This window comes from Enterobacter sp. SLBN-59 (assembly GCF_024807915.1).
Taxonomy (GTDB): Bacteria; Pseudomonadota; Gammaproteobacteria; order Enterobacterales; family Enterobacteriaceae; genus Enterobacter; species Enterobacter asburiae_B.
In genome coordinates this window covers 3,407,159-3,431,218 of record NZ_JANUFI010000001.1, presented here as the reverse complement: position 1 = coordinate 3,431,218, position 24,060 = coordinate 3,407,159, and the positions used below count along the sequence as shown (strand labels likewise).

The following is a 24,060-nucleotide window of genomic DNA, read 5'->3' as shown; positions in this document are numbered from 1 at the left end:
ATGTTTTGTACGATTCCTGCTGTTATCCTGACGTCAATTCTTACCCCCTCCATGAAAGCTGCGAGGTAACGTCGTGGATCACCTGCCGATTTTCTGTCAATTACGCAACCGCGACTGCCTGCTCGTGGGCGGCGGCGACGTGGCTGAACGCAAAGCGCGCCTGCTGCTAGAGGCTGGCGCCCGGCTCACCGTCAATGCCCTCACCTTCGCCCCACAGTTTGAGGTCTGGGCTCAGGAAGGGATGCTCACGCTGGAACAGGGTGAGTTTGATGAATCCCTGCTCGATACCTGCTGGCTGACGATTGCCGCAACGGACGACGATGAAGTGAACCAGCGCGTCAGCGACGCCTGCGAAGCGCGCCGAATCTTCTGCAACGTGGTGGATGCGCCGAAAGAGGCCAGCTTTATCATGCCCTCGATTATCGACCGCTCGCCGCTGATGATTGCGGTGTCGTCCGGCGGACGCTCGCCGGTTCTCGCCCGCCTGCTGCGGGAAAAGCTGGAGGCCGTGCTGCCGCAGCACCTTGGTCAGATAGCGCATTACGCCGGGCAGCTCCGCTCCCGCGTGAAGAAAACCTTCTCGACCGTTGGCGAGCGTCGTCGCTTCTGGGAAAAATTCTTTGTGAACGACAGGCTGGCGCAGTCGCTGGCGAATCAGGACACCAAAGCCGTAGAAGAGACGACCGAACAGCTGCTCAGCGAGCCGCTGGACCATCGCGGCGAAGTGGTGCTGGTGGGCGCAGGCCCCGGCGATGCGGGCTTGCTGACGCTGAAAGGGCTACAGCAGATCCAGCAGGCCGATACCGTAGTTTACGATCGCCTGGTCTCTGATGACATCATGAACCTGGTACGCCGCGATGCCGACCGCGTATTCGTTGGTAAACGGGCGGGCTATCACTGCGTGCCGCAGGAGGAGATTAACCAGATCCTCCTGCGCGAGGCGCAGAAAGGTAAGCGCGTGGTGCGCCTTAAGGGTGGCGATCCGTTTATCTTTGGTCGCGGCGGCGAGGAGCTGGAAACCCTGTGTGACGCGGGTATTCCGTTCTCCGTGGTGCCGGGCATTACGGCGGCATCCGGCTGCTCAGCTTACTCTGGCATTCCGCTGACCCACCGCGACTATGCCCAGAGCGTGCGTCTGGTGACGGGCCATCTGAAAACCGGCTGCGAGCTGGACTGGCATAACCTGGCCGCGGAAAAGCAAACGCTGGTCTTCTACATGGGGCTGAACCAGGCCGCGACGATTCAGGCGAAGCTGCTGGAGCACGGCATGGAGGCTGATATGCCGGTTGCGCTGGTGGAAAACGGTACGTCCATCAAGCAACGCGTGGTGAATGGCGTGCTGACGCAGCTCGGTGAACTGGCGCAGCAGGTCGAAAGCCCGGCGCTGATTGTGGTGGGTCGCGTGGTTGAGCTGCGCGATAAGCTGAACTGGTTCTCGAATCACTAACGCATATTCTTCCTTTGCGGAGTAGTCCTTATGCGGACTACTCCCCTCTTACCGCTGTCGATAACATACCGCCCCGAAGTGGAATTTCTCCCTTTATTCCCTTGAGTTACATCCAACTTTCGTTTTTAAGACAAGGAATGCGTATGTTCAAACTGGCAAAAGCCGCCGTTCTGGTTGGCCTGTTATCGACTCTGACTGCCTGTACCGGTCATGTACAGAACACCAAAAATAACTGCAGCTACGATTACCTGCTGCACCCGGCGGTCTCCATTTCGAAGATCATCGGCGGTTGCGGCCCGGCGGCGGATCAGTAAGCGTTTTTCAGGCGTAAAAAAACCGGGAATTTCCCGGTTTTTTAGTTTAGGGACGTGCGGCCTGATGCCCTCACCCTGACCCTCTCCCACAGGGAGAGGGAACAAACCCTAAAAACGGTAACGCTGTTACCGTTTTGCTTTTACCTACGGTTTACCCACAAACCCAATCGCTTCGTACACCGCTTTCAGGGTTTCGGACGCGCGCGCGCTGGCTTTTTCCGCGCCGTCTTTCATCACCTTCTGCAGGAAAGCTTCGTCGTTACGGTAGCGGTGATAACGCTCCTGCAGCTCGGTCAGCATGCCGGAAACGGCGTCTGCCACTTCACCTTTCAGGTGGCCGTACATCTTGCCTTCGAAGTGTTTTTCCAGTTCAGGAATGCTCTGGCCGGTCACGCCGGAGAGGATATCCAGCAGGTTGGAGACGCCCGCTTTGTTCTGCACGTCGTAGCGCACTACAGGCGGCTCGTCGGAGTCGGTGACTGCGCGCTTGAGCTTTTTGACGACGGATTTCGGATCTTCCAGCAGGCCGATAACGTTGTTGCGGTTATCGTCAGACTTGGACATCTTCTTGGTCGGCTCCAGCAGCGACATCACGCGCGCGCCGGACTTCGGAATAAACGGCTCTGGCACTTTGAACACATCGCCGTAAATCGCGTTAAAGCGCTGGGCGATATCGCGGCTCAGCTCCAGGTGCTGCTTCTGGTCTTCACCTACCGGTACCTGGTTGGTTTGATACAGCAGGATGTCCGCCGCCATCAGCACCGGATAGTCGAACAGACCGGCGTTGATGTTTTCAGAGTAGCGCGCGGATTTATCCTTAAACTGGGTCATGCGGCTCAGCTCGCCGAAATAGGTGTAGCAGTTCAGCGCCCAGCCCAGCTGCGCGTGCTCCGGCACGTGAGACTGAACGAAAATGGTGCTCTTCTCAGGATCGATGCCGCAGGCCAGGTACAGCGCCAGGGTGTCCAGGGTGGCTTTACGCAGCTTCTCAGGATCCTGACGCGCGGTAATCGCATGGAGATCGACGATGCAGTAAATGCAATGGTACTCATCCTGCATGCTGACCCACTGACGTAACGCACCCATGTAGTTACCAATGGTCAATTCACCTGAAGGCTGTGCGCCACTAAAAACGATGGGCTTAGTCATTATTCAATTCCTGATGTTCACTGTGCGAAAGCCCGAGTGCGGGCAACAAATCTTTGAAGTGGTCGAAGACCACATCCGGCTCACTTAATGTGATGGCTTCACCGTAGTTGTAGCCATAGGTTAATCCGACGGAAGGACACCCAGCCGCTCGGGCAGCCAGAATATCATTGCGCGAATCCCCGACAAAGAGCAGCTCCGCAGGCGTTAAGGATAATTTTCCTGCCACCAGCAACAGCGGTTCCGGATGCGGCTTTTTGTTCTGCACGTCATCGCCGCCCACAATCACGGAGAAATACTTCGCGATATCGAGCGCTTCCAGCAGCGGTGCAACAAACGGCGTCGGTTTGTTGGTCACCAGCCCCAGCGGAATGCCCTTCGCGTGCAGCGCGCTCAGCGTTTCCTGAACGTCCGGGAACAGGAAACTGCCCTCCTCGACGGTCTCTTCATAGAAACGATCGAACAGTTTGCGCAGAATCCGCAGCTGTTCATCCTTAGGGATGTCAGCGTGGTCAACGCTCGGTTTACCCTGCGCGGAACGCTGCGACGCGCGCTCCTGACGCGCCCACGTCAACGCGCGCTCCATCAGGACATCGGCGCCGTTGCCAATCCACGTTACCACGCGCTCTTCCCCCGCAACGGGGAGTTCAAGGGCGTACAGCGCCTGGTCTACGGCGCTCGTTAAGCCCGGCGCGCTGTCGACCAGCGTGCCGTCGAGGTCAAATGCGATACCCCGAATTGCCTGCAATTTATCCATGACTTACCTTCGCCAGCTCACGGCGCATTTCATCAATGACTTTTTTGTAATCCGGTTGGTCGAAAATTGCCGAACCTGCAACGAACATATCCGCGCCGGCTGCCGCAATTTCACCAATGTTATTCACTTTCACACCGCCGTCCACTTCCAGGCGAATATCGTAACCTGACTCATCAATACGACGGCGCACTTCACGCAGCTTATCCAGCGTGTGGGGAATGAACGACTGACCGCCAAAGCCCGGGTTAACGGACATCAGCAGAATCACGTCCAGCTTGTCCATGACATAGTCGAGATAGCTCAGCGGCGTGGCCGGGTTAAACACCAGGCCCGCCTTACAGCCGTTCTCTTTGATCAGCTGCAGCGTGCGGTCCACGTGTTCAGAGGCTTCAGGATGGAAAGTGATGATACTGGCACCCGCTGCGGCGAAGTCAGGCACGATGCGATCAACAGGCTTAACCATCAGGTGAACGTCGATCGGCGCGGTAATGCCATAGTTACGTAATGCCTTGAGCACCATTGGGCCAATGGTCAGGTTAGGGACGTAGTGGTTGTCCATAACGTCGAAATGGACGACATCTGCGCCAGCCGCGAGAGCTTTGGCGGTGTCTTCACCCAGGCGGGCAAAATCGGCCGACAGAATTGAGGGAGCAATCAAAAACTGTTTCATCCGCTTCTCCTTGAAATGTGTTTACCGGCGGGCAAAACGGCTCAGGGGCGATAAAGAGCCAGAAGTTCGTCCACCTTTTTACGTGTGCCGCCGTTGCTGCTAATGCTACGCCGCACTTTGACCTGAAAATGCTTCGCGGCTTTATACCATTCGCGCGTATCAGGCGTGTCGTGATTCGAAATTAACACCGGAATTCTTTTGCTGACCAGCTTTTCTGCCATCTCCGCCAGACGGGCCTGTTCGGCCGGGCTGAAGCTGTTGGTGTGATAAGCGGTGAAATTCGCCGTTGCAGACAGTGGTGCGTAAGGCGGGTCACAGTAAACCACCGAGTTTACGCCTGCCAGCTCCATACACTCTTCATAGGAGAGGCAATGAAACTCTGCGTTCTGCGCTTTTTCGGCAAAGTGGTACAGCTCGTCCTGCGGGAAATACGGGCGCTTATAGCGACCAAACGGCACGTTAAACTCTCCGCGCAGGTTATAGCGGCACAGGCCGTTGTAACCATGACGGTTGAGATAGAGGAACAGCAGCGCCCGACGGAACGGATCCTGACTCTGATTAAACTCAGTGCGGAACTGGTAGTAAACGTCCGGCTGATTATTCTCCGGCGTAAACAGTTTGCGCGCCTCTGCGACATACTCTTCGGTACGCAGCTTAACAATGTTATAGAGGCTGATAAGGTCGTTGTTGATATCCGCCAGGATATAACGAGAAAAATCGGTGTTGAGGAACACCGATCCCGCACCCACGAAAGGCTCGATTAGACACTCGCCTTTTGGCAGGTGCTTTTTAATATCATCGAGCAGGGGGTATTTCCCCCCTGCCCATTTCAGAAAAGCGCGATTTTTTTTCATGCTGACTAACTGATTACACCTTCTCCGGCTGTGGAGAAAGCTCCGACAGCATCCTGCGCTTTAAACATTACTTCAGATCGGCCTGAACCTGATGAATCGGCTTCGCCCAGGGATTTTTTGCCTGAACATCCGCTGGCAGTGCCGCTACGGCACGTTTCGCTTCATCTTTGGACGAATAAACGCCGCTGACCAGCACATACCACGGTTGACCGTTACGGGTCGTCTGATAAACAACATAGTCTTTCAGATTTGATTTCTTCGCCCAGCTGTTGAGGTTGTCATAGTTAGACGAACTGCTCAGCTGCAGCGTGTAGTTGCTGGATGGCGCAGACTTCATCGAGCCAACGTTACCTGCAGTTTTGCCTGCGGCGCTGCTGGAGGCTGTTGCCGTGGCTGCTGGAGCCGTTGCTGCAGGTGCCGCTGTGGTTGCCGTTGCTTTCGGCGCAGTCTGCGTGACTGGCGCTTTAGCAGGCTCGCTCACCGCAGCCGTTTCGGTGCGTTTCGGCTGTGCCGGTACGGCTTTCACTTCAGGCGCTTTTACGACTGCCTGAGGTTTGGTTTCACGCTTAGGCTCAATCACCGCCTGCTTACGTTCAGGACGCGTCGCAGTTTGCGTCTGGCGCGGTTTGGTTTCCGTCGCAGCCGTTTGTGGCTGAGCGTTACCACCGCGAATCGGGGCAACGGTTGCCGGCTCAGTTGGCAGCGTAGAGTTAACCACGACGTTATCAACCTGCTGCTGGTTCTGCGGCTGCGTCAGCGCATTGTTCAGATCACCCTGAACTTCTACGCGCTGCTGGCCTTCAGGCGTAGCAGGTGCCTGACCCTGAGCAGGGGTTGAAGAAACGGGCGGCAGAGAAACATCCTGCGGCGCTGTGGTGTTACCTGCGGTCTGCTCTGCGGAAGTCGCACCCGGTGCAGGCTGTGCGCCATTCGCCTGATTGGTCGCATCGTTACCGGACAGGTTGATGCTCTTCTCAGCGGAAGCAGTTTGCTCGGTTGAGTTCGTTGACGGTGCTTTAAGCGCGGAGCCAATGCCGACAATCAGCAGCACAAGCACCAGAACGCCCAGGCCCATCATGATGTACTGGCGGGAAGCCGGTTTCGGCACAGCGGCTTTTTTACGTTTACGTGGGCGACGCTCTACAGGCTGTTCGTCCATTGAATCTTCTTCGGACTCATAATCCTCTTCTGCTCGCTCTTCGTGCGCGTTGCGGCTGCGCGAAGGGCGACGATCGTCTGCATCCAGATCAACATCGTCAAAGTTGATCTGCGGCTCGTTATCACGTTCTGAAGATTGACGAGAACGACCAGTACGACGATCGCTGGGATCGGGTTTCAGCTCGTCTTCTGGTTTGAATTCATCCATTTAACACCCCACTCAAAGGCTTATGCTAACGACTTTGCATTTCACCTGAAGCTAAACGACCACCTGCGACAGTGGCCTGACCTTTCTAGTTGTTACGCCTGCTGACAATCAGCGATAGCGCCAAGAACGACATCGTGCGGCACTCCGCCGCGCACTTCACTCTTCCCTATTGCAAGCGGGAGTACAAGACGCATCTCACCTGCCAATACTTTTTTATCGCGCATCATGTGGGGTAAATACGCTTGCGCCGACATCTCCTGCGGCCCGGTTACCGGCAAACCTGCACGCTCCAGCAGCGCAATGATGCGTGCCGTCTCTTCAGGTTTAAACTGCCCCAGACGTTCAGAGGTGCGCGCTGCCATGACCATACCGGCCGCGACGGCTTCACCGTGCAGCCAGTTGCCGTAACCCATCTCGGCTTCAATGGCGTGGCCAAACGTATGCCCAAGATTCAGTAAAGCACGTAAGCCCGTTTCACGCTCGTCTGCAGCGACAACTTCTGCTTTCAGTTCACAACAACGACGAATGCAGTATGCCAGTGTAGCCTCATCCAGGCACAGCAGCGCATCCATATTCTCTTCAAGCCAGCTAAAGAACTCGCCATCCAGAATAATGCCGTATTTGATCACTTCCGCCAGACCCGAAGCCAGTTCGCGCTTCGGCAGGGTTTTCAGACAGTCGAGATCCACCACCACCGATGCGGGCTGGTAGAACGCGCCAATCATGTTTTTGCCGAGCGGATGGTTGACTGCCGTTTTGCCACCCACAGAGGAGTCGACCTGGGACAGCAACGTGGTCGGGATTTGAATAAAACGGACGCCACGTTGATAGCTTGCGGCCGCAAAGCCGGTCAGATCGCCCACAACACCGCCGCCCAGGGCAAGCAGTGTTGTATCGCGACCGTGCGGTTTTTGCAGCAATGCGGTAAAGACGGTATCCAGTACCGTCAGGTTTTTATACTGCTCGCCATCGGGGAGAATCACACTGTCGACTTTTACGCCCGCCTGCTCAAGCAGGTGGCGTACGCGGTCGAGATAAAGCGGAGCCAGCGTCTCATTGGTGACCAGCATCGCCTGATCACCCGCTTTCAGTGGTAAAAAGGAAGCTGGGTCGTTAAACAAACCAGCCGCGATGGTGATAGGGTAACTACGTTCCCCGAGAGTAACTGTAATCCTCTCCATGACGCGACATCCACCTTTAATGCTTTTACCCGCAGGCGAGTGTATATAAAGCCAGAATCAGTTGCTTTCCAGCATATGAATAATCTGGTTTGCAACCACTTTAGCGCTCTGGTCGTCAGTACGAATGGTCACGTCGGCAATCTCTTCATACAGCGGATTGCGTTCATCGGCCAACGCTTCCAGAACTTCGCGTGGTGGCGTTTCAACCTGCAGCAGCGGGCGCTTTTTATCGCGCTGCGTACGTGCCAGCTGTTTCTCGATGGTCGTCTCAAGATAGACCACTACGCCACGGGCGGAGAGACGGTTACGGGTTTCGCGAGATTTCACAGAACCGCCGCCTGTTGCCAGAACGATGCCCTGTTTTTCCGTGAGTTCGTTGATCACTTTTTCTTCTCGGTCACGGAAACCTTCTTCGCCTTCTACATCGAAAACCCAGCCCACATCAGCTCCGGTTCGTTTCTCAATCTCTTGATCAGAATCGTAAAATTCCATATTGAGTTGTTGAGCTAACTGACGCCCAATAGTGCTTTTGCCGGCACCCATAGGCCCAACCAGAAAGATATTGCGTTTCTCTGCCATTTTATCGGTACTACTAAGACTATTCGTTAATGGTAATTCCCGCTTCGCAGACACCCAGCGTAGCAGGACATGAACTGAAACCTCATATGCAATAGAGCGAGAGTCAGACTAAAAATTATCTCAATACTCCGGCTTGTTTGGCAACTGATTAAATCACCGCGCCGGGCGCATAAGGTAATAAGACGTAAGTCCAACTCAAATCGGTACTCCTTGTATGCTAATTCATGCCCCACGTCAAACATCTGCAACAAACTGAATGCAAAATCATTGCGGGGATCGTTACCCGTCAGCGAATACCGACCAGACGTGGTGTAATAAACACCACTAGCTCGCGCCGTTCATTATCCTTCCCATCGTGGCGAAAAAGCTGCCCAAGCCAGGGGATTTTCCCCAGCCCCGGCACGCTGTCGCTGCCGGTTTTGTTCTTCTGCGAAAAAATTCCGCCCAACGCCAGCGTTTCTCCACTTTTTACCTCCACCTGGGTTTCTATCTCCTGTTTGTCGATCGCCAGCGTTTCGCCGTCCGCCTGCTGCAGAACCTGTCCCGGCATATTTTCACTGATGTGCAATTTCAGGCGCACGCGCCCTCCCGGTAAGACCACCGGCGTGACCTCCATCCCTAATACCGCCTCTTTAAACTCAACGGAGGTTGCCCCGCTTTCACCGCTTGAGACCTGATACGGAATTTCACTCCCCTGCTTGATGCTGGCCGGTTGCATATGCGAGGCCAGCAGCCGCGGGCTGGCGATGATATCGACCTGCTGTTTTTGCTCCAGCGCAGAAAGCTCCAGATCCAGCAGCCGACCATTGATCCGTCCGATGTTAAAACCCACGTGGCTGGTGGCGCTGGCGACGGAAAGATCGCTGCCAAGCGTGGTGAGCTGGCCAACCTTTCCCGCGTCGGCGGCGTCGGCGAGATTCCATTTCACTCCCAGCTCACGCAGGCTTTTTTCATTAATGGTCACAATATGCGCCGCCAGCTCGACCTGTTCGACGGGAATATCCATCTGAGCGGCCCAGCGCTGCAGCGTCTCCACCACCGTCTGGTTATCGCGAATCAGTAGCCGGTTGGTGCGTTTGTCGAGAGACAAACTTCCCTTTGGGCTCAGGAGTTTTTCCGCGTCTTTTTGCAGCTCTCCGGCATCGGCATAGGAGAAAGCGAGGCTGTGAGAAACCAGCGGTGCCTCAAGCTGTCGACGCGTTCGCTCCTGTTCTGAACGCTCCTGCTGTTCACGCTGCCAGGCCGCGGTATGCACATAAAAAATACCGCCCTCCTCTCGCAAAACAAGGCCAGCGCTGGTGACAACCGTCTGTAACGCTTGCCGCCAGGGGACGCGCGTCAGGTTGAGCGAAAGCGAGCCGCCGACGTCAGGCGATATCACCAGATTTCGGTTCTCCTGTGCGACCAGGCTCTGCAGCACCTGGACTACAGGCACGTCATCCACCACCAGCGTGACCGGTTTTGGCGCGGCGGCCCACAGCGGATGGCTGAACGCCATCAGCCACAGCATTATCCGTAAATTCATTCTTATCCGTTCCTTCTCGTTGCCACGTCCATGTTCCTGGTTCACATGTGTCACCCACATCAACAACCAGTTCCGTTTCATTGATGGCTGTTATCGTCCAGCCCGCCGGGAAGCGTTCATGCGTTTTCAGCCGGTACCAGTGCTTTTGCCCATCCTGTAAAATGCCGATAGCCTGCTGTCCTACCACCATGCCGCGATAGCGCCACTGCGCCAGCTCGCCAATGGCACAGGGATCGTCCGGCGGGCGAAACGGATCGCGCATGCCGGTCAATAGCAGCGCTGAGCAAACCAGCAAATATCGCGCGCTATTTCGCATGTTCCAGCTCCAGCCGCAGGCGCAACGCTGTACCTTGTGGGGCAATCGCGAAAGCGGCGATCTGCACATCCCGCTGCGCCAGCCGGGAAAAAAGCGCCGGGAGAGCCTGCCACTCCACCTCCAGCATCAGTTCCCCTCCGTTCTGCAGCGGCTTCCAGTGAACCAGCGTTGCGTTATCACCCTGAAAATCGAGCGGGGAAAACGGCGTCAGCTCGCGTACTTCCGTTGTTTCCGTACGAAACGGCAACTTTCTGACGGCAGGCCATAACGCCGCGTTCGTCCTCGCGTCCTGAATCAGCTGTCGCTGTCGTTCAGCACACTGCCTGTCCAGCGGTCTGAGCAAGGTGCCCCACGCGGCCAGTCCTGCCAGGAGGCTCCCCAGACACCACAAAAGCACCCGATACCAGGGACGGCTTTCGCACCAGCGTTCTAACAAGGTATCCATGCGTTACCCCTCGCTTTTAAGATGGAGGGTGAACATCCAGCGCCCCTGGCTGTCCTGCCGAAGCTCACCCGCCGTTCCGGGCGTAAAACCCGCTATTTGGCCCAGCGCATCGCGCAGAGCAGACAGGGCTGGCAGGGTTATGGCATACCCGGTCAACATCAGAGCAGGAGGCTGATAGCGAAGCTCTGTCAGCCAGACCTGTGAAGGAGTGGCGCGGGAAAGGGATTCCAGCACCGGTTGCCATGCGCGTTGTTGACGTGTCTGTGCTGGCTTCTGCGCCTGTGAGGCGAGTTTCTGCCGGGAAGCAAGCGCGTGCTGCACGGTCTGCATTCCCGTCAGCTCCGTTTGCAGCGCGTGCAGCCTCATAACAGGGTTTATCCGCAGGCAGAAAATGACCGCGAACATCAACAGCACGGTGCCGACACACATTGCCCCCCAGAAACGCAGGCATCGTGCGCGCCGCTGCTGTCGCCAGGGCAGAAAGTTCATGAGGCTCATCCGGGCACCTCGCTCATGGCCAGCGCCAGCGCAACGGTATAATCAGCGCCGCAGTCCGGTAGCGGGGCCTGGCAGCGCTCCAGGATTTCCCACGGATCACGTCGGTTATCAAACAGCGCGATGTCATCCGGACCAAGCGCCAGCAGAGCCGCCAGCTCGGCCACGCTTTCGGCTTCTGTGGTAAAGCGGCGTCCCCACTGGTGGCGCATCGCCCACAGCCACTGCCGATCGTCGCGCCAGGCGACGCACGTCGCTGGCGCCACCGCAGGAAGAAGATTTGCCAGCGCGCTGGCATCCGGCGTAATGGCCACCAGCCGCAAACGCAGCGTTTTCGCCAGCGCCAGTAGGGTATCAACCTCGTTGTTTTGCGCGGCGGTCACGTGAAAGGTATTGCTGAAGGTATCCTGCGCGTAATCGAAACAGAGCGTATCGGCAGACATCTCCAGTTCGCGCGCGAGCGCCGCGCCAAGCCATGAGAGCTGCTCGCTGTCGCGCAGCGCAACGGTCGGACGGGGGAGCGACCGTTGCAGGGTGCGTGCTGCCGGGAAAGAGAGGAACACCCGGTGGTAGTGCGGCAGCGTTTTCCGCCAGTCGCGTAACGCATCAACCAGCTGTTCTGGCTGACAAATTTTGCCGTCACGAATGATGCCTTCGGCCAGAGGAATCGCCCACCAGCGGCGCAAGCACCAGCCCGACTTCTCCCGGGCCAGGGCGACGATCTGCACCCTATCCTGTTGAATATGAACGCCCGTTTGCCATGTTTTGAAAGCCATGCTTCACGATCTCCTTATCGCCCGTCGTCTTGACGGCTATATCAATGAATCAGGCTTGCCTTTATACTACCGCGCGATTGTTTAGAAACTGCCCAAGTGAAACCAAATGGGAAATCTCCGGTGAAGTTCGTAAAGTATTTATTCATCCTTGCAGTCTGTTGCATTCTGCTGGGAGCAGGCTCGGTTTACGGTTTATACAAATATATTGAGCCACAGCTACCTGATGTCGCCACGCTTCGCGATGTGCGCCTCCAGATCCCGATGCAAGTCTATAGCGCCGATGGCGAGCTGATGGCGCAGTATGGCGAGAAGCGTCGTATTCCGCTGACCTTAAACCAAATCCCCCCCGTGATGGTGAAAGCCTTTATCGCCACGGAGGACAGCCGTTTTTACGAGCACCACGGTGTCGATCCGGTGGGGATTTTCCGTGCCGCGAGCATTGCGTTGTTCTCTGGTCACGCCTCTCAGGGGGCAAGTACCATCACGCAGCAGCTGGCGCGTAACTTCTTCCTCAGCCCTGAAAAGACGCTGATACGTAAGATCAAAGAGGTATTCCTCGCGATCCGTATTGAGCAGCTGCTGAGCAAAGACGAAATCCTTGAGCTGTACCTCAACAAAATCTACCTGGGTTACCGCGCCTATGGCGTGGGGGCTGCCGCACAGGTGTACTTCGGTAAGCCCGTTGAGCAGCTCACCTTAAGCGAAATGGCAACCATCGCCGGTCTGCCGAAAGCGCCGTCCACCTTTAACCCGCTCTACTCGCTCGATCGCGCCACCGCGCGCCGTAACGTCGTTTTGTCACGTATGCTGAGCGAAGGCTACATCAGCCAGAGTGAGTACGACCAGGCGCGTAACGATGTCATTGACGCTAACTACCACGCCCCTGAGATCGCCTTCGCGTCCCCTTACCTGACCGAAATGGTTCGCCAGGAGATGGTGAATCGCTATGGTGACAAGGCCTACGAAGATGGCTATCGCGTGTACACCACCGTCACCCGTAAGGTCCAGCAGGCGGCTCAGGAAGCGGTGCGGAACAACGTGATGGACTACGATATGCGTCACGGCTATCGCGGCCCGTCAAACGTGCTCTGGAAAGTGGGCGAAAGCGCGTGGGACAGCAAAAAAATCACCAGTACGCTGAAGGCGCTGCCAACCTATGGTCCGCTCCTTCCTGCCGTGGTGACGCAGGCCGATCCTCAGGAAGCCGTTGCGACGCTCGCGGACGGTACTTCCGTCTCGCTGCGTATGGACGGTATCCGCTGGGCGCGTCCTTACCGCTCGGATACGCTGCAGGGCGCAACGCCGCGTAAAGTGACCGATGCCGTCCAGACCGGGCAGCAAATCTGGGTGCGCAAGGTAGGCGAATCCTGGTGGCTGGCACAGGTGCCGGACGTCAACTCAGCCCTGGTCTCTATCAATCCACAGAACGGTGCCATCCTGGCCCTGGTCGGCGGGTTTGATTTCAACCAGAGCAAATTTAACCGCGCTACCCAGGCGCTGCGTCAGGTCGGTTCCAATATCAAACCGTTCCTCTACACGGCAGCGATGGATAAAGGCTTGACCCTCGCCAGCATCCTTAACGACGTGCCAATCTCCCGCTGGGATGCCGGTGCCGGTTCCGACTGGCAGCCGAAGAACTCCCCTGCGGAGTATGCCGGCCCAATTCGTCTCCGTCAGGGCCTGGGACAGTCGAAAAACGTGGTGATGGTGCGCGCCATGCGCGCGATGGGCGTCGACTATGCCGCAGAGTATCTGCAGCGCTTCGGTTTCCCGGCGCAGAACATCGTTCGCACCGAGTCGCTGGCGTTAGGCTCCGCCTCGTTTACGCCGCTTCAGGTCGCACGCGGGTACTCGGTGATGGCTAACGGCGGCTTCCTGATTGACCCGTACTTCATCAGCAAGATCGAGAACGATCAGGGCGGCGTGCTGTTCGAAGCGAAGCCGAAAATTGCCTGCCCTGACTGCGATATTCCGGTGATTTATGGCAATACGCCGAAATCCGAGGTGCTTGAAAACAAGGACATGGAAGACCCTGCCGTGTCTCAGGAGCAGCAGAGCGGCGTCGTGCCGCAGCCGCAGCTTGAGCAGGCTAACCAGTCGCTGGTGGCACAGACCGGCGCGCCGGAGTATGCCCCGCACGTGATCAACACGCCGCTGTCGTTCCTGATCAAAAGCGCGCTGAACACCAACATCTTCGGTGAACCGGGCTGGCAGGGCACAGGCTGGCGCGCAGGGCGCGATTTGCAGCGTCATGACATCGGCGGTAAAACGGGGACAACCAACAGCTCGAAAGACGCGTGGTTCTCCGGCTACGGTCCGGGCGTGGTGACGTCGGTCTGGATCGGTTTCGACGATCACCGCCGTGACTTAGGTCGTACAACGGCCTCCGGCGCGATTAAGGATCAAATTTCCGGCTACGAAGGCGGTGCGAAGAGCGCGCAGCCGGCCTGGGACGCCTACATGAAGTCCGTTCTTGAAGGCGTGCCGGAGCAGCCGTTAACGCCACCGCCAGGCGTGGTGACGGTTAATATCGACCGCAGCACGGGTCAGCTCGCCAACGGCGGTAATAGTCGCGAAGAGTATTTCATCGAGGGCACGCAGCCAACCACGCAGGCGGTGCACGAGGTGGGGACAGAGATTATTGATAACGGCGAGACGCACGAGCTGTTCTGACAACAAAGCAAAACGGCAACCTCTGGTTGCCGTTTTTGTGTTTGCTCTCTCTCCCGTGGGAGAGGGTTGGGGTGAGGGCATCAGGCCACTACAGTCGCCCCTGCCCCTTCAACCACTCCCGTACCAGGAACAGCGCGCTCACGTTGCGAGCCTCATTAAAGTCAGGGTCTTCCAGCAGATCCATCAGGTGCGCTAGCGGCCAGCGAACCTGCGGCAGCGGCTCCGGCTCATCCCCTTCCAGCGATTCAGGATAGAGATCTTCAGCCACCACGATATTCATTTTGCTGGAAAAATAGGACGGCGCCATGCTTAGCTTTTTCAGGAATGAAAGCTCATTCGCACCGAAGCCGACCTCTTCTTTCAGCTCGCGGTTTGCCGCTTCAAAGACGGTTTCACCCGGGTCGATAAGCCCTTTCGAGAACCCAAGCTCGTAAGATTCCGTTCCCACAGCGTATTCGCGGATCAAAATCAGATGATCGTCGACAATGGGAACAATCATCACCGCTTCGCGCGAAGAGGGGCGCATACGTTCATAAACGCGACGCACACCGTTGCTGAACTCCAGGTCCACACTTTCGACATTAAACAGGCGCGATTTGGCGACAGTTTCAACATTCAGAATGGTGGGTTTTTGTAATGGTTTGCTCATCTTGATGGGTCTTAGCAGTGAGAACTGGCGTTATTGTGCGATATGCCGCACGGTTTCGGCAATGTCAATCGTTCTTTATTTACATTTGTGCAACGTATCAGGGATCAATCCTCAATTCAAAACAAATGTCAAGAGGTTGAAATGTTTCCAGGAATTTGCTGATATCGCGCCATAACAGGCTTTGCTATCATCACCGGTCACTGGGATGCGCTTCAGAATGCTCAAGTTCGACTCCATACTTGCCGATAGCCAGCCACAGACTCTCATTCAATGTAAAGGTGCTACTGACTACACCTGTAAGAAGATAAGTAAGATGGGGAAAGCATGAGCACCATTTTGATTGTTCTCGCTGCTATGCTGGCCGGCGCGTTGGTTGCAGGGTGGTTGTACAGGCGCCGCGTACAGCGCCGTTATCGTCTGCCCTTTTTAAACGCATTTGCGGGTGCGAGCACGCGTAAACTCACGCAGGACGAGCGCGATGCGGTTGAAAACTATCTCGAAATCCTGAACCGTACTCAGTTAACGCCTGGGCCAACGGGAGCCACCGCTGCGCCCGTCGCGCTAAAGCTTAATGCGCAAAGTGATACCGTGCTCTGCGTGACGCGCTCCATCACGCGCTATGGCATCACCACTGATGACCCCAACAAATGGCGCTATTACCTTGATTCCGTCGAAGTGCATCTGCCCCCGTCCTGGGAGCAATACATTAATGACGAAAACAGCGTTGAGCTGATTCACACCGATTCGTTGCCTCTGGTAATCACGCTTAACGGCCATACGCTGAATGAATACCTTCAGGAAGCCCCGCGTTTTGCGCTGGAACGCGCGAGTTCAACGCAGGCGTCCATTCGTGGCGAAGAGACAGAGCAGATCGAACTGCTGAACATTCGCCAGGAGACGCATGAAGAGTACGCCCTGAGCCGCCCGGACGGCATCCGTGAAGCCATTCTGATCGTTGCTGCCTTCCTGCTCTTTTTCATCTGCCTGCTGACGCCGGATGTGTTTGTCCCCTGGCTGGCTGGCGGCGCGGTGCTGCTGCTGGCCGGCGGGCTTTGGGGTCTCTTTGCTCCACCGGCTAAAACCTCGTTGCGCGAGATCCACTGCCTGCGCGGTACCCCAAAGCGCTGGGGCCTGTTCGGTGAAAACGATCAGGAGCATCTCAACAATATTTCGCTCGGTATTATCGACCTGATCTACCCGCGCCACTGGCAGCCGTGGATCGCACAGGATTTAGGGCAGAAAACCGATATTGATATCTACCTTGACCGCCACGTTGTGCGTCAGGGGCGCTTCCTGTCTCTGCATGATGAAGTGAAAAATTTCCCGCTTCAGCACTGGCTACGCAGTACGGTCATTGCCGGCGGCGCCGCGCTGGTCTTAGCCATGCTGCTGCTTTTCGTGCCGCTGGATATGCCCATTAAATTCACCCTGTCATGGATCAAAGGGGCGCAAACCATTGAAGCGACAAGCGTCAACAAACTGGATGAAGCCGGTGTACGCGTGGGGGACACGCTGCGCCTGAAGGGAACCGGGATGTGTAATATTCACACCCCGGGGGCGTGGAACACGCGTCAGAGCTCGCCGTTCATGCCGTTCGACTGTTCGCAAATTATCTGGAACGACGCGCCGCCGCTGCCGCTGCCGGAATCCGAAGTGGTGAATAAGGCCACGGCTCTCACCCAGACGGTTAACCGCCAGCTGCACCCGAAACCGGACGATGATTCGCGCGTCAGCCCCGCGCTGCGCTCGGCCATTCAGAAATCAGGCATGGTTCTGCTGGATGATTTTGGTGACATCGTCCTGAAAACGCAGGATTTATGCTCCTCTCAGGATGAGTGCATACGCCTTAAAAACGCCCTGGTAAACCTGGGGAACAGCAAAGACTGGGACTCGCTGGTAAAACGCGCCGAAGCGGGACGACTGGATGGCGTTAACGTGCTGCTGCGTCCGGTGAGCGCGGAATCGCTGGATAACCTGGTCGCCACCTCGACGTCGCCGTTCATGATGCGCGAGACCACCCGTGCGGCTCAGGCGCTGAACAGCCCGGCGCCGGGTGGCTTTGTGATTGCAAGCGATGAAGGCAGCGACCTTGTCGATCAACCCTACCCGCAGGTTGCGCTTTATGACTACCCGGCGCAGGAGCAGTGGAGCCAGTTCCAGCGCCTTGCGCAGATGCTGATGCAAACGCCGTTCAGCGCCGAAGGGATTGTCACGAGTATTTATACCGACGCCAACGGCACTCGCCATATCGGCCTGCACCGGATGCCGGATAGCGCAGGCTTGTGGCGTTACATCGGCACCTCTCTGCTGATGACCGCGATGCTGATCGCCATTTTCTGGAACGGCTTTATGGCCCTGCGCCGCTACCAGCGCTCGCGCACCCGGCTTGCCGACATTCAGCAGTATTATGAAAACTGCCTCAATCCAAAGCTGATCCCCTCGTCTGAGAGCCTGATCTGATAACGTCGTTGCGCGGCAAGTTGTGCTACCCTGTCGCGCACGTTTCTTCTGGCTGGAGTTCCCCCCTAATGCATCTTGATATCGCCTGGCAGGAGGTAGATACCGTTCTGCTGGATATGGACGGCACGCTGCTCGATCTCGCCTTTGATAACTATTTCTGGCAAACGCTGGTTCCTGAAACCTATGGCGAGCAGCAGGGGATCTCCCCGGCAGAAGCGCAGGCATTCATTCGTTCGCAATATAGTGCGGTGCAACATACGCTAAACTGGTACTGTCTTGACTACTGGAGCGAGCGCCTCGGTCTGGATATTTGTGCCATGACCACCGCCCAGGGCCCGCGCGCCGTTCTGCGCGAGGATACCGTGCCCTTTCTGGATGCGCTGAAAGCGAGCGGCAAGCGCCGTATTTTGTTGACCAACGCGCATCCACATAATCTGGCGGTGAAGCTGGAGCATACAGGTCTGGCGTCGCACCTTGATTTATTACTTTCCACCCACACATTTGGTTATCCGAAAGAGGATCAGCGGTTGTGGCATGCGGTAAGGGAAGAGACGGGTTTGCAGCCAGAACGTACGTTGTTCATTGATGACAGCGAGCCCATTCTGGATTCCGCGGCAAGGTTTGGCATTCGCTACTGTCTGGGCGTGACCAATCCTGACTCTGGCCTGGCTGAAAAAAGCTATCTGCGCCACCCTGGACTGAACGACTATCGCCAGATGATCCCCTCACTGATCGTGAAGGAGACGCCATGAAAGAAAAACCCTCTGACGGGGTAAGACTGGATAAATGGCTGTGGGCAGCGCGTTTTTATAAAACTCGCGCCCTCGCCCGCGAGATGGTTGACGGCGGAAAAGTGCATTACAACGGCCAGCGCAGCAAACCAAGCAAGCTGGTTGAGCTGAATGCCACCTTAACGCTGCGGCAGGGCAACGATGAACGTACGGTGGTGATTAAAGCCATTACCGAACAGCGTCGACCTGCAGCGGAAGCCGTACTGCTTTATGAAGAGACGGCGGAGAGCATTGAAAAGCGCGAGAAGACCGCGCTGGCGCGCAAAATGAACGCGCTGACGATGCCCCACCCGGACCGGCGACCGGATAAAAAAGAGCGTCGCGATCTGATGAAATTTAAACACGGTGAGACTGATTAACCTCACCCGCACGAGAGATGAAAATGGCCCAACACGACCAATTACACCGCTATCTGTTTGAACAATTCGCCGTGCGCGGCGAGCTGGTCACTGTATCCGAAACCTGGAAACAGATTCTGGAAAACCACAACTACCCGCTGCCGGTGAAGACCCTGTTGGGCGAACTGCTGGTTGCCACCAGCCTGCTGACGGCGACGCTGAAGTTTGCCGGTGATATCACCGTGCAGCTGCAGGGTGACGGCCCGATGACGCTGGCGGTGATCAACGGCAATAACCAGCAGCAGATGCGCGGCGTGGCGCGCGTTCAGGGCGACGTGCCTGAAAATGCAGACCTCAAAACGCTGGTGGGTAATGGCTACCTGGTGATCACCATCTCCCCTGAGGAAGGTGAGCGCTATCAGGGCGTGGTGGGTCTGGAAGGCGATACCCTGGCAGCCTGCCTGGAAGACTACTTCATGCGTTCTGAACAGCTGCCGACGCGTCTCTTCATCCGCACCGGTGAAGTCGACGGTCAGCCTGCTGCGGGCGGTATGCTGCTGCAGGTTCTGCCTGCGCAGGACGCACAGACCAATGACTTTGAGCACCTGGCGACGCTGACCGAAACCATCAAAGCGGAAGAGCTGTTCAACCTGTCGGCGACCGACGTACTGTGGCGTCTGTACCACGAAGAAGAAGTGACGGTTTACGATCCGCAGTCCGTGGAATTTAAGTGCACCTGCTCACGCGAGCGCTGTGCTGGCGCGCTGAAAACCCTGCCGGATGAAGAGATCGACAGCATCATGGCGGAAGACGGCGAAATCGATATGCACTGTGACTACTGCGGTACGCACTACGTGTTCAATTCGATGGATATCGCTGAGATCCGCAATAACGCCTCCCCGGCGGATCCGCAGGTTCACTAAACCTCTTTCCCCTCTCCCTAACCCTCTCCCCAAAGAGGAGAGGGAACTTGAACCCCCTCTCCCCTTTGGGGAGAGGGCTGGGGTGAGGGGTAAAAAACTCCCCCCAAGCTGAATCGTTTTCCTTATGTAACTCTTACGTAATTTTCTTACGTGTATGCGATTACATTCACATTCTTTCCGATAAAATCACCACTCTTTAACCTTTTCGGAACATTTTCCCCAACCAAAAAGCGATTCCTGCGATAATCCGCCTGCGCTGTGACTGGAGTCGCAGCGTTTTCCGTTAGTAAGGGTTTTGTCCAGATGCGTAAATCTATGAGCCCCGTCGCGGTTAACAACCTCAGAAAAACCCTACAATTTCAGGCAGTACATATTGGCTAAGGAGCAGTGATATGCGTGTTACTGGTTTAACCCCGCAAGATCTCAAGGCTTATGGTATTCACGACGTCCAGGAAATCGTCTACAACCCCGACTACGATACGCTGTATCAGGAAGAGCTCAATCCAGCACTGGAAGGATACGAGCGTGGTGTGTTGACGAATCTTGGTGCTATCGCCGTCGATACCGGTATTTTTACCGGTCGTTCGCCGAAAGATAAGTATATCGTCCGAGACGAAACCACCCGCGATACGCTGTGGTGGGCTGACAAGGGCAAAGGGAAGAACGACAACAAACCGCTCTCCCCGGAAACCTGGCAGCACCTGAAAGGGCTCGTCACCCATCAACTTTCCGGCAAGCGTCTGTTTATTGTCGACGCTTTCTGCGGCGCTAACGCCGATACCCGTCTCTCCGTGCGTTTTATCACTGAAGTGGCCTGGCAGGCGCATTTCGTGAAAAACATGTTTATTCGTCCAACCGACGAAGAGCTGCAGGATTTCACCCCGGATTTCATCGTGATGAACGGTGCGAAATGCACGAACCCACAGTGGAAAGAGCAGGGTCTGAATTCCGAAAACTTTGTGGCCTTCAACCTGACCGAGCGTATCCAGCTGATAGGCGGTACCTGGTACGGCGGCGAAATGAAGAAAGGGATGTTCTCGGTCATGAACTACCTGCTGCCGCTGCGGGGCATCGCCTCCATGCACTGCTCGGCTAACGTCGGTGAAAAAGGCGACGTGGCGGTATTCTTCGGCCTGTCCGGCACCGGGAAAACCACCCTGTCCACCGATCCAAAACGTCGCCTGATTGGCGATGACGAACACGGCTGGGATGACGACGGCGTATTCAACTTTGAAGGCGGCTGCTACGCGAAGACCATTCGCCTGTCTGAAGAGGCCGAGCCTGATATTTTCCACGCGATCCGTCGCGATGCGCTGCTGGAAAACGTCACCGTGCGTGCCGACGGCTCCATCGACTTCGACGATGCGTCGAAAACGGAAAACACCCGCGTCTCTTACCCGATCTACCACATCGACAATATCGTGAAGCCGGTGTCAAAAGCGGGTCATGCCACGAAGGTTATTTTCCTGACCGCGGATGCGTTCGGCGTGCTGCCTCCGGTGTCTCGCCTGACGGCCAGCCAGACGCAGTACCACTTCCTCTCCGGCTTCACCGCCAAGCTGGCGGGTACCGAGCGCGGCGTGACGGAGCCAACCCCAACCTTCTCCGCCTGCTTCGGCGCGGCTTTCCTGTCGCTGCACCCGACGCAGTACGCTGAAGTGCTGGTGAAACGCATGCAGGCATCAGGCGCGCAGGCATACCTGGTGAACACCGGCTGGAACGGTACCGGCAAACGTATCTCTATCAAAGATACCCGCGCGATTATCGACGCCATTCTGGATGGTTCTCTGGACGACGCCGAAACCTTTACGCTGCCGATGTTTGACCTGGCGATCCCAACGTCGCTGCCGGGTGTGGATACGCATATCCTCGACCCGCGCAACACGTACGGTTCTCCGGAGCAGTGGCGCGAGAAAGCAGAATCGCTGGCGAAGCTGTTTATCGAGAACTTCGAGAAGTACACCGATACCCCGGCGGGTGCTGCGCTGGTGAGCGCGGGTCCGAAGCTGTAGTCCTTCTCCCTCTCCCCGTGGGAGAGGGCCGGGGTGAGGGCATCAGACCGCAGAGACCGCATTTTGTCGGGTGGCGGCTTCACCTTACCCGACCTACAAAAAAGGGTGGCAATTGCCACCCTTTTTTAACCCTCTTTCACCTGCCCCCGCGTCACCGGGACCGGCAGCCAGGCGCGAATGCTCAGCCCACCCCGCTCGCTGGTGCCAATCTCCAGCAGTCCGTTGTGGTTATCGATAATACGCTGAACAATCGCCAGGCCTAAGCCCGTGCCGCTGGTGCTGCGAGCGCTGTCGCCGCGCACAAACGGCTGGAACAGATGCTTACGCTGCTCGGGCTTGATGCCCGGACCGTCGTCTTCCACCTGGAACCAGGCGCGGTTGAGTTCAGACCCGCTGCTGACTTTAATCCAGCCATTGCCGTAGCGCGCCGCGTTGACCACCATATTCGCCACTGCACGTTTGATGGAGAGCGGGTGCATGCGTACCTGAATTTCACCCGCCTGCAGGTCGGTATCAATCTCACGCTCGTAGCCGCTTTCCGCCGCCACCACTTCGCCCAGCACCGCGTTCAGATCCGCCATCTCCATCGGCATCTCCTGCCCGGTGCGCAGGTAGTCGATGAATTGCTCAATGATGGCGTTACACTCTTCGATGTCCTTGTTAATGGACTCGGCGAGATAACCGTCCTCTTCCCCCATCATCTCCGTCGCCAGACGAATACGCGTTAGCGGCGTGCGAAGGTCATGGCTGACGCCTGCCATCAGCAGCGTACGGTCATCCGCCAGCTGCTTCACGCCTGCCGCCATATGGTTAAACGCGCGCGTCACCGAACGGACTTCCGAGGCGCCATACTCGCGCAGCGGAGGTGGAATAATCCCTTTACCGACCTGCAGCGCAGCGTGCTCCAGGTCGACCAGCGGTCGGTTCTGTATACGGATAAATAGCCACGCGCCGCCTATCGCCAGCAGCATAATCGCCAGGGTGTAGCGGAACAGCGGCGAGAAGTCGCCCTGATGGATTTCGGTCAGCGGAACGCGCACCCAGATATTGGGTGACAGCCAGGTTTTCAGCCAGACGACGGGCGAGCTTTTGTTGACCTCAACGCGCACTTCCGTTGGGCCGCCCAGCTGCTGCGCCATCTGCTGGCTGAGGAATTCGTAGTGCTGCGCCCAGCGCAGGCCAGCGTCTTCCGCCGCTTCGTTGGAGTAGAGCGAAATGCCCAGCTCACGGTAGATTTCACGGCGAAACGCCGGGGGAACGACGAGCTGCGTGCCGTCCTCCAGCTGCAGTTTGTCGGTCATCAGCATACGGACTTCGTAGGCCAGGACCTTATTAAACTGCTGGAGGCTCGGCAGGATCGCAAAGTTCAGCACCACCAGATAGGTCGTCACCAGGCTGACGAACAGCAGGGTGACGATCAGCAACAGGGTGCGGGCAAACGAGCTACGCGGCGAGAAGCGCATTCGCCTCATGCTTTAGAGCCGTCCGGGACGAACACGTAGCCCAGACCCCATACGGTCTGAATATAACGAGGATGCGCAGGATCTTCTTCCACCATGCGGCGCAGGCGGGAGATCTGCACGTCAATGGAGCGTTCCATTGCGGAGTATTCGCGACCGCGCGCCAGGTTCATCAGCTTGTCGCGGGAAAGCGGTTCACGCGGGTGGCTGACCAGCGCTTTCAGGACCGCAAACTCGCCGCTGGTGAGCGGCATTGGCTCGTCTTCACGGAACATCTCGCGCGTGCCGAGGTTCAGCTTGAACTTGCCGAAGGCAATGACGGCTTCTTCCTGAGACGGTGCCCCAGGCAGTTCGTTCGCCTGACGGCGGAGAACAGCGCGAATACGCGCCAGCAGTTCACGCGGGTTAAACGGTTTTGGAATGTAGTCATCCGCGCCGATTTCGAGGCCGACGATACGGTCAACTTCCTCACCCTTCGCCGTCACCATGATGATCGGCATCGGGTTGCTCTGGCTGCGCAGACGGCGGCAAATAGAAAGCCCGTCTTCGCCAGGCAGCATCAGGTCGAGAACCATCAGGTGGAAAGATTCACGGGTCAGCAGACGGTCCATCTGCTCAGCGTTCGCGACGCTACGAACCTGGAAGCCCTGCTCGGTCAGATAACGCTCCAGCAGCGCGCGCAGGCGCATGTCGTCATCCACGACCAGAATTTTGTAGTTCTCTTGCATTGTGTGTACTCCCAAAGGTTCGGATAGTCTTTGTAACAGCGTATTCTAAAAAAGTGCACGTATTCGACCAGTTAATTCTGGTATAAATTCTAGTCGAAATTGTTACAAAGCATATTTAACAGCAGCTTATCTGCTCATTTCATCACATAAATCAT

The 24,060-nt window shown here is 56.8% G+C and carries 23 protein-coding genes; 8 read left to right on the top strand and 15 right to left on the bottom strand.

Going from position 1 to position 24,060, the window contains the following annotated elements; genetic code table 11:
• The first annotated feature begins 73 nt into the window (after nucleotides 1-73).
• Nucleotides 74-1,447: a siroheme synthase CysG gene (gene cysG, locus M2422_RS16260; protein WP_064673709.1), complete on the top strand. Its 1,374-nt coding sequence runs from the start codon at nucleotides 74-76 to the stop codon at nucleotides 1,445-1,447.
• Nucleotides 1,448-1,590: 143 nt separating this feature from the next.
• Nucleotides 1,591-1,761: a YhfL family protein gene (locus M2422_RS16255; protein ID WP_058841980.1), complete on the top strand. Its 171-nt coding sequence runs from the start codon at nucleotides 1,591-1,593 to the stop codon at nucleotides 1,759-1,761.
• Nucleotides 1,762-1,905: 144 nt separating this feature from the next.
• Here the strand turns inward: M2422_RS16255 and trpS are convergent, their stop codons facing one another.
• The 12 genes from trpS to pilM all read right to left on the bottom strand — a co-directional run bounded on the left by trpS (nucleotide 1,906) and on the right by pilM (nucleotide 11,871).
• Nucleotides 1,906-2,910: a tryptophan--tRNA ligase gene (gene trpS / locus M2422_RS16250; RefSeq protein ID WP_023309477.1), complete on the bottom strand. Its 1,005-nt coding sequence runs from the start codon at nucleotides 2,908-2,910 to the stop codon at nucleotides 1,906-1,908.
• Complete coding sequence (gene gph / locus M2422_RS16245; RefSeq protein WP_033146807.1) at nucleotides 2,903-3,664, bottom strand: phosphoglycolate phosphatase; 762 nt, start codon at nucleotides 3,662-3,664, stop codon at nucleotides 2,903-2,905. Before gph ends, trpS begins: the two co-directional genes overlap by 8 nt.
• Nucleotides 3,657-4,334 carry a ribulose-phosphate 3-epimerase gene (rpe, locus tag M2422_RS16240; protein WP_024907923.1) on the bottom strand — a complete coding sequence of 226 codons (678 nt, stop codon included), beginning with the start codon at nucleotides 4,332-4,334 and terminating at the stop codon, nucleotides 3,657-3,659. The genes gph and rpe overlap by 8 nt, the downstream gene beginning before the upstream one ends.
• 41 nt (nucleotides 4,335-4,375) lie before the next feature.
• Nucleotides 4,376-5,188: an adenine-specific DNA-methyltransferase gene (gene dam / locus M2422_RS16235; RefSeq protein WP_033146808.1), complete on the bottom strand. Its 813-nt coding sequence runs from the start codon at nucleotides 5,186-5,188 to the stop codon at nucleotides 4,376-4,378.
• A gap of 67 nt (nucleotides 5,189-5,255) precedes the next feature.
• A complete protein-coding gene (damX, locus tag M2422_RS16230) occupies nucleotides 5,256-6,554 on the bottom strand; it encodes a cell division protein DamX (RefSeq protein ID WP_259141516.1) in 1,299 nt (432 codons plus the stop codon).
• A gap of 92 nt (nucleotides 6,555-6,646) precedes the next feature.
• Nucleotides 6,647-7,735 (bottom strand): 3-dehydroquinate synthase, encoded by a 1,089-nt coding sequence (gene aroB / locus M2422_RS16225; RefSeq protein ID WP_064673708.1) that lies wholly within the window; start codon nucleotides 7,733-7,735, stop codon nucleotides 6,647-6,649.
• Between the two features lie 57 nt (nucleotides 7,736-7,792).
• The gene (aroK, locus tag M2422_RS16220) at nucleotides 7,793-8,314 is read right to left on the bottom strand and encodes a shikimate kinase AroK (protein ID WP_003861630.1); all 522 of its coding nucleotides are present in this window, start codon (nucleotides 8,312-8,314) and stop codon (nucleotides 7,793-7,795) included.
• 286 nt (nucleotides 8,315-8,600) lie between these two features.
• On the bottom strand, nucleotides 8,601-9,824 hold the full coding sequence (gene hofQ / locus M2422_RS16215; protein ID WP_231113511.1) for a DNA uptake porin HofQ: 1,224 nt from the start codon (nucleotides 9,822-9,824) through the stop codon (nucleotides 8,601-8,603).
• Nucleotides 9,751-10,155: a HofP DNA utilization family protein gene (locus tag M2422_RS16210; RefSeq protein WP_064673706.1), complete on the bottom strand. Its 405-nt coding sequence runs from the start codon at nucleotides 10,153-10,155 to the stop codon at nucleotides 9,751-9,753. Before M2422_RS16210 ends, hofQ begins: the two co-directional genes overlap by 74 nt.
• On the bottom strand, nucleotides 10,145-10,600 hold the full coding sequence (locus tag M2422_RS16205; RefSeq protein WP_064673705.1) for a hypothetical protein: 456 nt from the start codon (nucleotides 10,598-10,600) through the stop codon (nucleotides 10,145-10,147). The genes M2422_RS16210 and M2422_RS16205 overlap by 11 nt, the downstream gene beginning before the upstream one ends.
• A 3-nt stretch (nucleotides 10,601-10,603) precedes the next feature.
• Complete coding sequence (locus M2422_RS16200; RefSeq protein ID WP_033146814.1) at nucleotides 10,604-11,098, bottom strand: PilN domain-containing protein; 495 nt, start codon at nucleotides 11,096-11,098, stop codon at nucleotides 10,604-10,606.
• Nucleotides 11,095-11,871 carry a pilus assembly protein PilM gene (gene pilM, locus M2422_RS16195; protein WP_064673704.1) on the bottom strand — a complete coding sequence of 259 codons (777 nt, stop codon included), beginning with the start codon at nucleotides 11,869-11,871 and terminating at the stop codon, nucleotides 11,095-11,097. Before pilM ends, M2422_RS16200 begins: the two co-directional genes overlap by 4 nt.
• Before the next feature lie 120 nt (nucleotides 11,872-11,991).
• Here pilM and mrcA point away from each other — a divergent pair, with 120 nt between their 5' ends.
• The gene (mrcA, locus tag M2422_RS16190) at nucleotides 11,992-14,544 is read left to right on the top strand and encodes a peptidoglycan glycosyltransferase/peptidoglycan DD-transpeptidase MrcA (RefSeq protein ID WP_064673703.1); all 2,553 of its coding nucleotides are present in this window, start codon (nucleotides 11,992-11,994) and stop codon (nucleotides 14,542-14,544) included.
• Nucleotides 14,545-14,632: 88 nt separating this feature from the next.
• Here the strand turns inward: mrcA and nudE are convergent, their stop codons facing one another.
• Nucleotides 14,633-15,193, bottom strand: a complete 561-nt coding sequence (nudE, locus tag M2422_RS16185) for an ADP compounds hydrolase NudE (protein WP_008503041.1) — start codon at nucleotides 15,191-15,193, stop codon at nucleotides 14,633-14,635.
• Between the two features lie 324 nt (nucleotides 15,194-15,517).
• Between nudE and M2422_RS16180 the strand changes: the two genes are divergently transcribed.
• The 5 genes from M2422_RS16180 (at nucleotide 15,518) to pckA (ending at nucleotide 21,717) form a co-directional block, all read left to right on the top strand.
• Complete coding sequence (locus M2422_RS16180; protein WP_033146817.1) at nucleotides 15,518-17,653, top strand: intracellular growth attenuator family protein; 2,136 nt, start codon at nucleotides 15,518-15,520, stop codon at nucleotides 17,651-17,653.
• Nucleotides 17,654-17,721: 68 nt separating this feature from the next.
• Entirely contained in the window at nucleotides 17,722-18,405 is a 684-nt protein-coding gene (gene yrfG / locus M2422_RS16175) for a GMP/IMP nucleotidase (RefSeq protein ID WP_048976270.1), read from the top strand.
• Nucleotides 18,402-18,803 (top strand): ribosome-associated heat shock protein Hsp15, encoded by a 402-nt coding sequence (hslR, locus tag M2422_RS16170; protein WP_029740483.1) that lies wholly within the window; start codon nucleotides 18,402-18,404, stop codon nucleotides 18,801-18,803. The genes yrfG and hslR overlap by 4 nt, the downstream gene beginning before the upstream one ends.
• Before the next feature lie 17 nt (nucleotides 18,804-18,820).
• Nucleotides 18,821-19,705: an Hsp33 family molecular chaperone HslO gene (gene hslO, locus M2422_RS16165; protein ID WP_161495995.1), complete on the top strand. Its 885-nt coding sequence runs from the start codon at nucleotides 18,821-18,823 to the stop codon at nucleotides 19,703-19,705.
• A 392-nt stretch (nucleotides 19,706-20,097) separates the two neighbouring features.
• Nucleotides 20,098-21,717: a phosphoenolpyruvate carboxykinase (ATP) gene (pckA, locus tag M2422_RS16160; protein ID WP_023309493.1), complete on the top strand. Its 1,620-nt coding sequence runs from the start codon at nucleotides 20,098-20,100 to the stop codon at nucleotides 21,715-21,717.
• Nucleotides 21,718-21,842: 125 nt separating this feature from the next.
• Here the strand turns inward: pckA and envZ are convergent, their stop codons facing one another.
• Both envZ and ompR read right to left on the bottom strand, forming a co-directional pair.
• Nucleotides 21,843-23,189: a two-component system sensor histidine kinase EnvZ gene (envZ, locus tag M2422_RS16155; RefSeq protein ID WP_010436407.1), complete on the bottom strand. Its 1,347-nt coding sequence runs from the start codon at nucleotides 23,187-23,189 to the stop codon at nucleotides 21,843-21,845.
• Nucleotides 23,186-23,905, bottom strand: coding sequence for a two-component system response regulator OmpR (gene ompR / locus M2422_RS16150; protein ID WP_001157751.1), 720 nt, complete (start codon nucleotides 23,903-23,905; stop codon nucleotides 23,186-23,188). Before ompR ends, envZ begins: the two co-directional genes overlap by 4 nt.
• Nucleotides 23,906-24,060 lie beyond the last annotated feature (155 nt).

Coding starts and splice junctions, on each gene's coding strand:
- pckA (WP_023309493.1), top strand. CDS start 20,098: ATGCGTGTTACTGGTTTAACCCCGCAAGATCTCAAGGCTTATGGTATT.
- M2422_RS16180 (WP_033146817.1), top strand. CDS start 15,518: ATGAGCACCATTTTGATTGTTCTCGCTGCTATGCTGGCCGGCGCGTTG.
- envZ (WP_010436407.1), bottom strand. CDS start 23,189: ATGAGGCGAATGCGCTTCTCGCCGCGTAGCTCGTTTGCCCGCACCCTG.
- hofQ (WP_231113511.1), bottom strand. CDS start 9,824: ATGCTGTGGCTGATGGCGTTCAGCCATCCGCTGTGGGCCGCCGCGCCA.
- M2422_RS16205 (WP_064673705.1), bottom strand. CDS start 10,600: ATGGATACCTTGTTAGAACGCTGGTGCGAAAGCCGTCCCTGGTATCGG.
- nudE (WP_008503041.1), bottom strand. CDS start 15,193: ATGAGCAAACCATTACAAAAACCCACCATTCTGAATGTTGAAACTGTC.
- hslO (WP_161495995.1), top strand. CDS start 18,821: ATGAAAATGGCCCAACACGACCAATTACACCGCTATCTGTTTGAACAA.
- aroK (WP_003861630.1), bottom strand. CDS start 8,314: ATGGCAGAGAAACGCAATATCTTTCTGGTTGGGCCTATGGGTGCCGGC.
- yrfG (WP_048976270.1), top strand. CDS start 17,722: ATGCATCTTGATATCGCCTGGCAGGAGGTAGATACCGTTCTGCTGGAT.
- damX (WP_259141516.1), bottom strand. CDS start 6,554: ATGGATGAATTCAAACCAGAAGACGAGCTGAAACCCGATCCCAGCGAT.
- ompR (WP_001157751.1), bottom strand. CDS start 23,905: ATGCAAGAGAACTACAAAATTCTGGTCGTGGATGACGACATGCGCCTG.
- M2422_RS16255 (WP_058841980.1), top strand. CDS start 1,591: ATGTTCAAACTGGCAAAAGCCGCCGTTCTGGTTGGCCTGTTATCGACT.
- gph (WP_033146807.1), bottom strand. CDS start 3,664: ATGGATAAATTGCAGGCAATTCGGGGTATCGCATTTGACCTCGACGGC.
- aroB (WP_064673708.1), bottom strand. CDS start 7,735: ATGGAGAGGATTACAGTTACTCTCGGGGAACGTAGTTACCCTATCACC.
- dam (WP_033146808.1), bottom strand. CDS start 5,188: ATGAAAAAAAATCGCGCTTTTCTGAAATGGGCAGGGGGGAAATACCCC.
- pilM (WP_064673704.1), bottom strand. CDS start 11,871: ATGGCTTTCAAAACATGGCAAACGGGCGTTCATATTCAACAGGATAGG.
- M2422_RS16210 (WP_064673706.1), bottom strand. CDS start 10,155: ATGCGAAATAGCGCGCGATATTTGCTGGTTTGCTCAGCGCTGCTATTG.
- rpe (WP_024907923.1), bottom strand. CDS start 4,334: ATGAAACAGTTTTTGATTGCTCCCTCAATTCTGTCGGCCGATTTTGCC.
- trpS (WP_023309477.1), bottom strand. CDS start 2,910: ATGACTAAGCCCATCGTTTTTAGTGGCGCACAGCCTTCAGGTGAATTG.
- hslR (WP_029740483.1), top strand. CDS start 18,402: ATGAAAGAAAAACCCTCTGACGGGGTAAGACTGGATAAATGGCTGTGG.
- M2422_RS16200 (WP_033146814.1), bottom strand. CDS start 11,098: ATGAGCCTCATGAACTTTCTGCCCTGGCGACAGCAGCGGCGCGCACGA.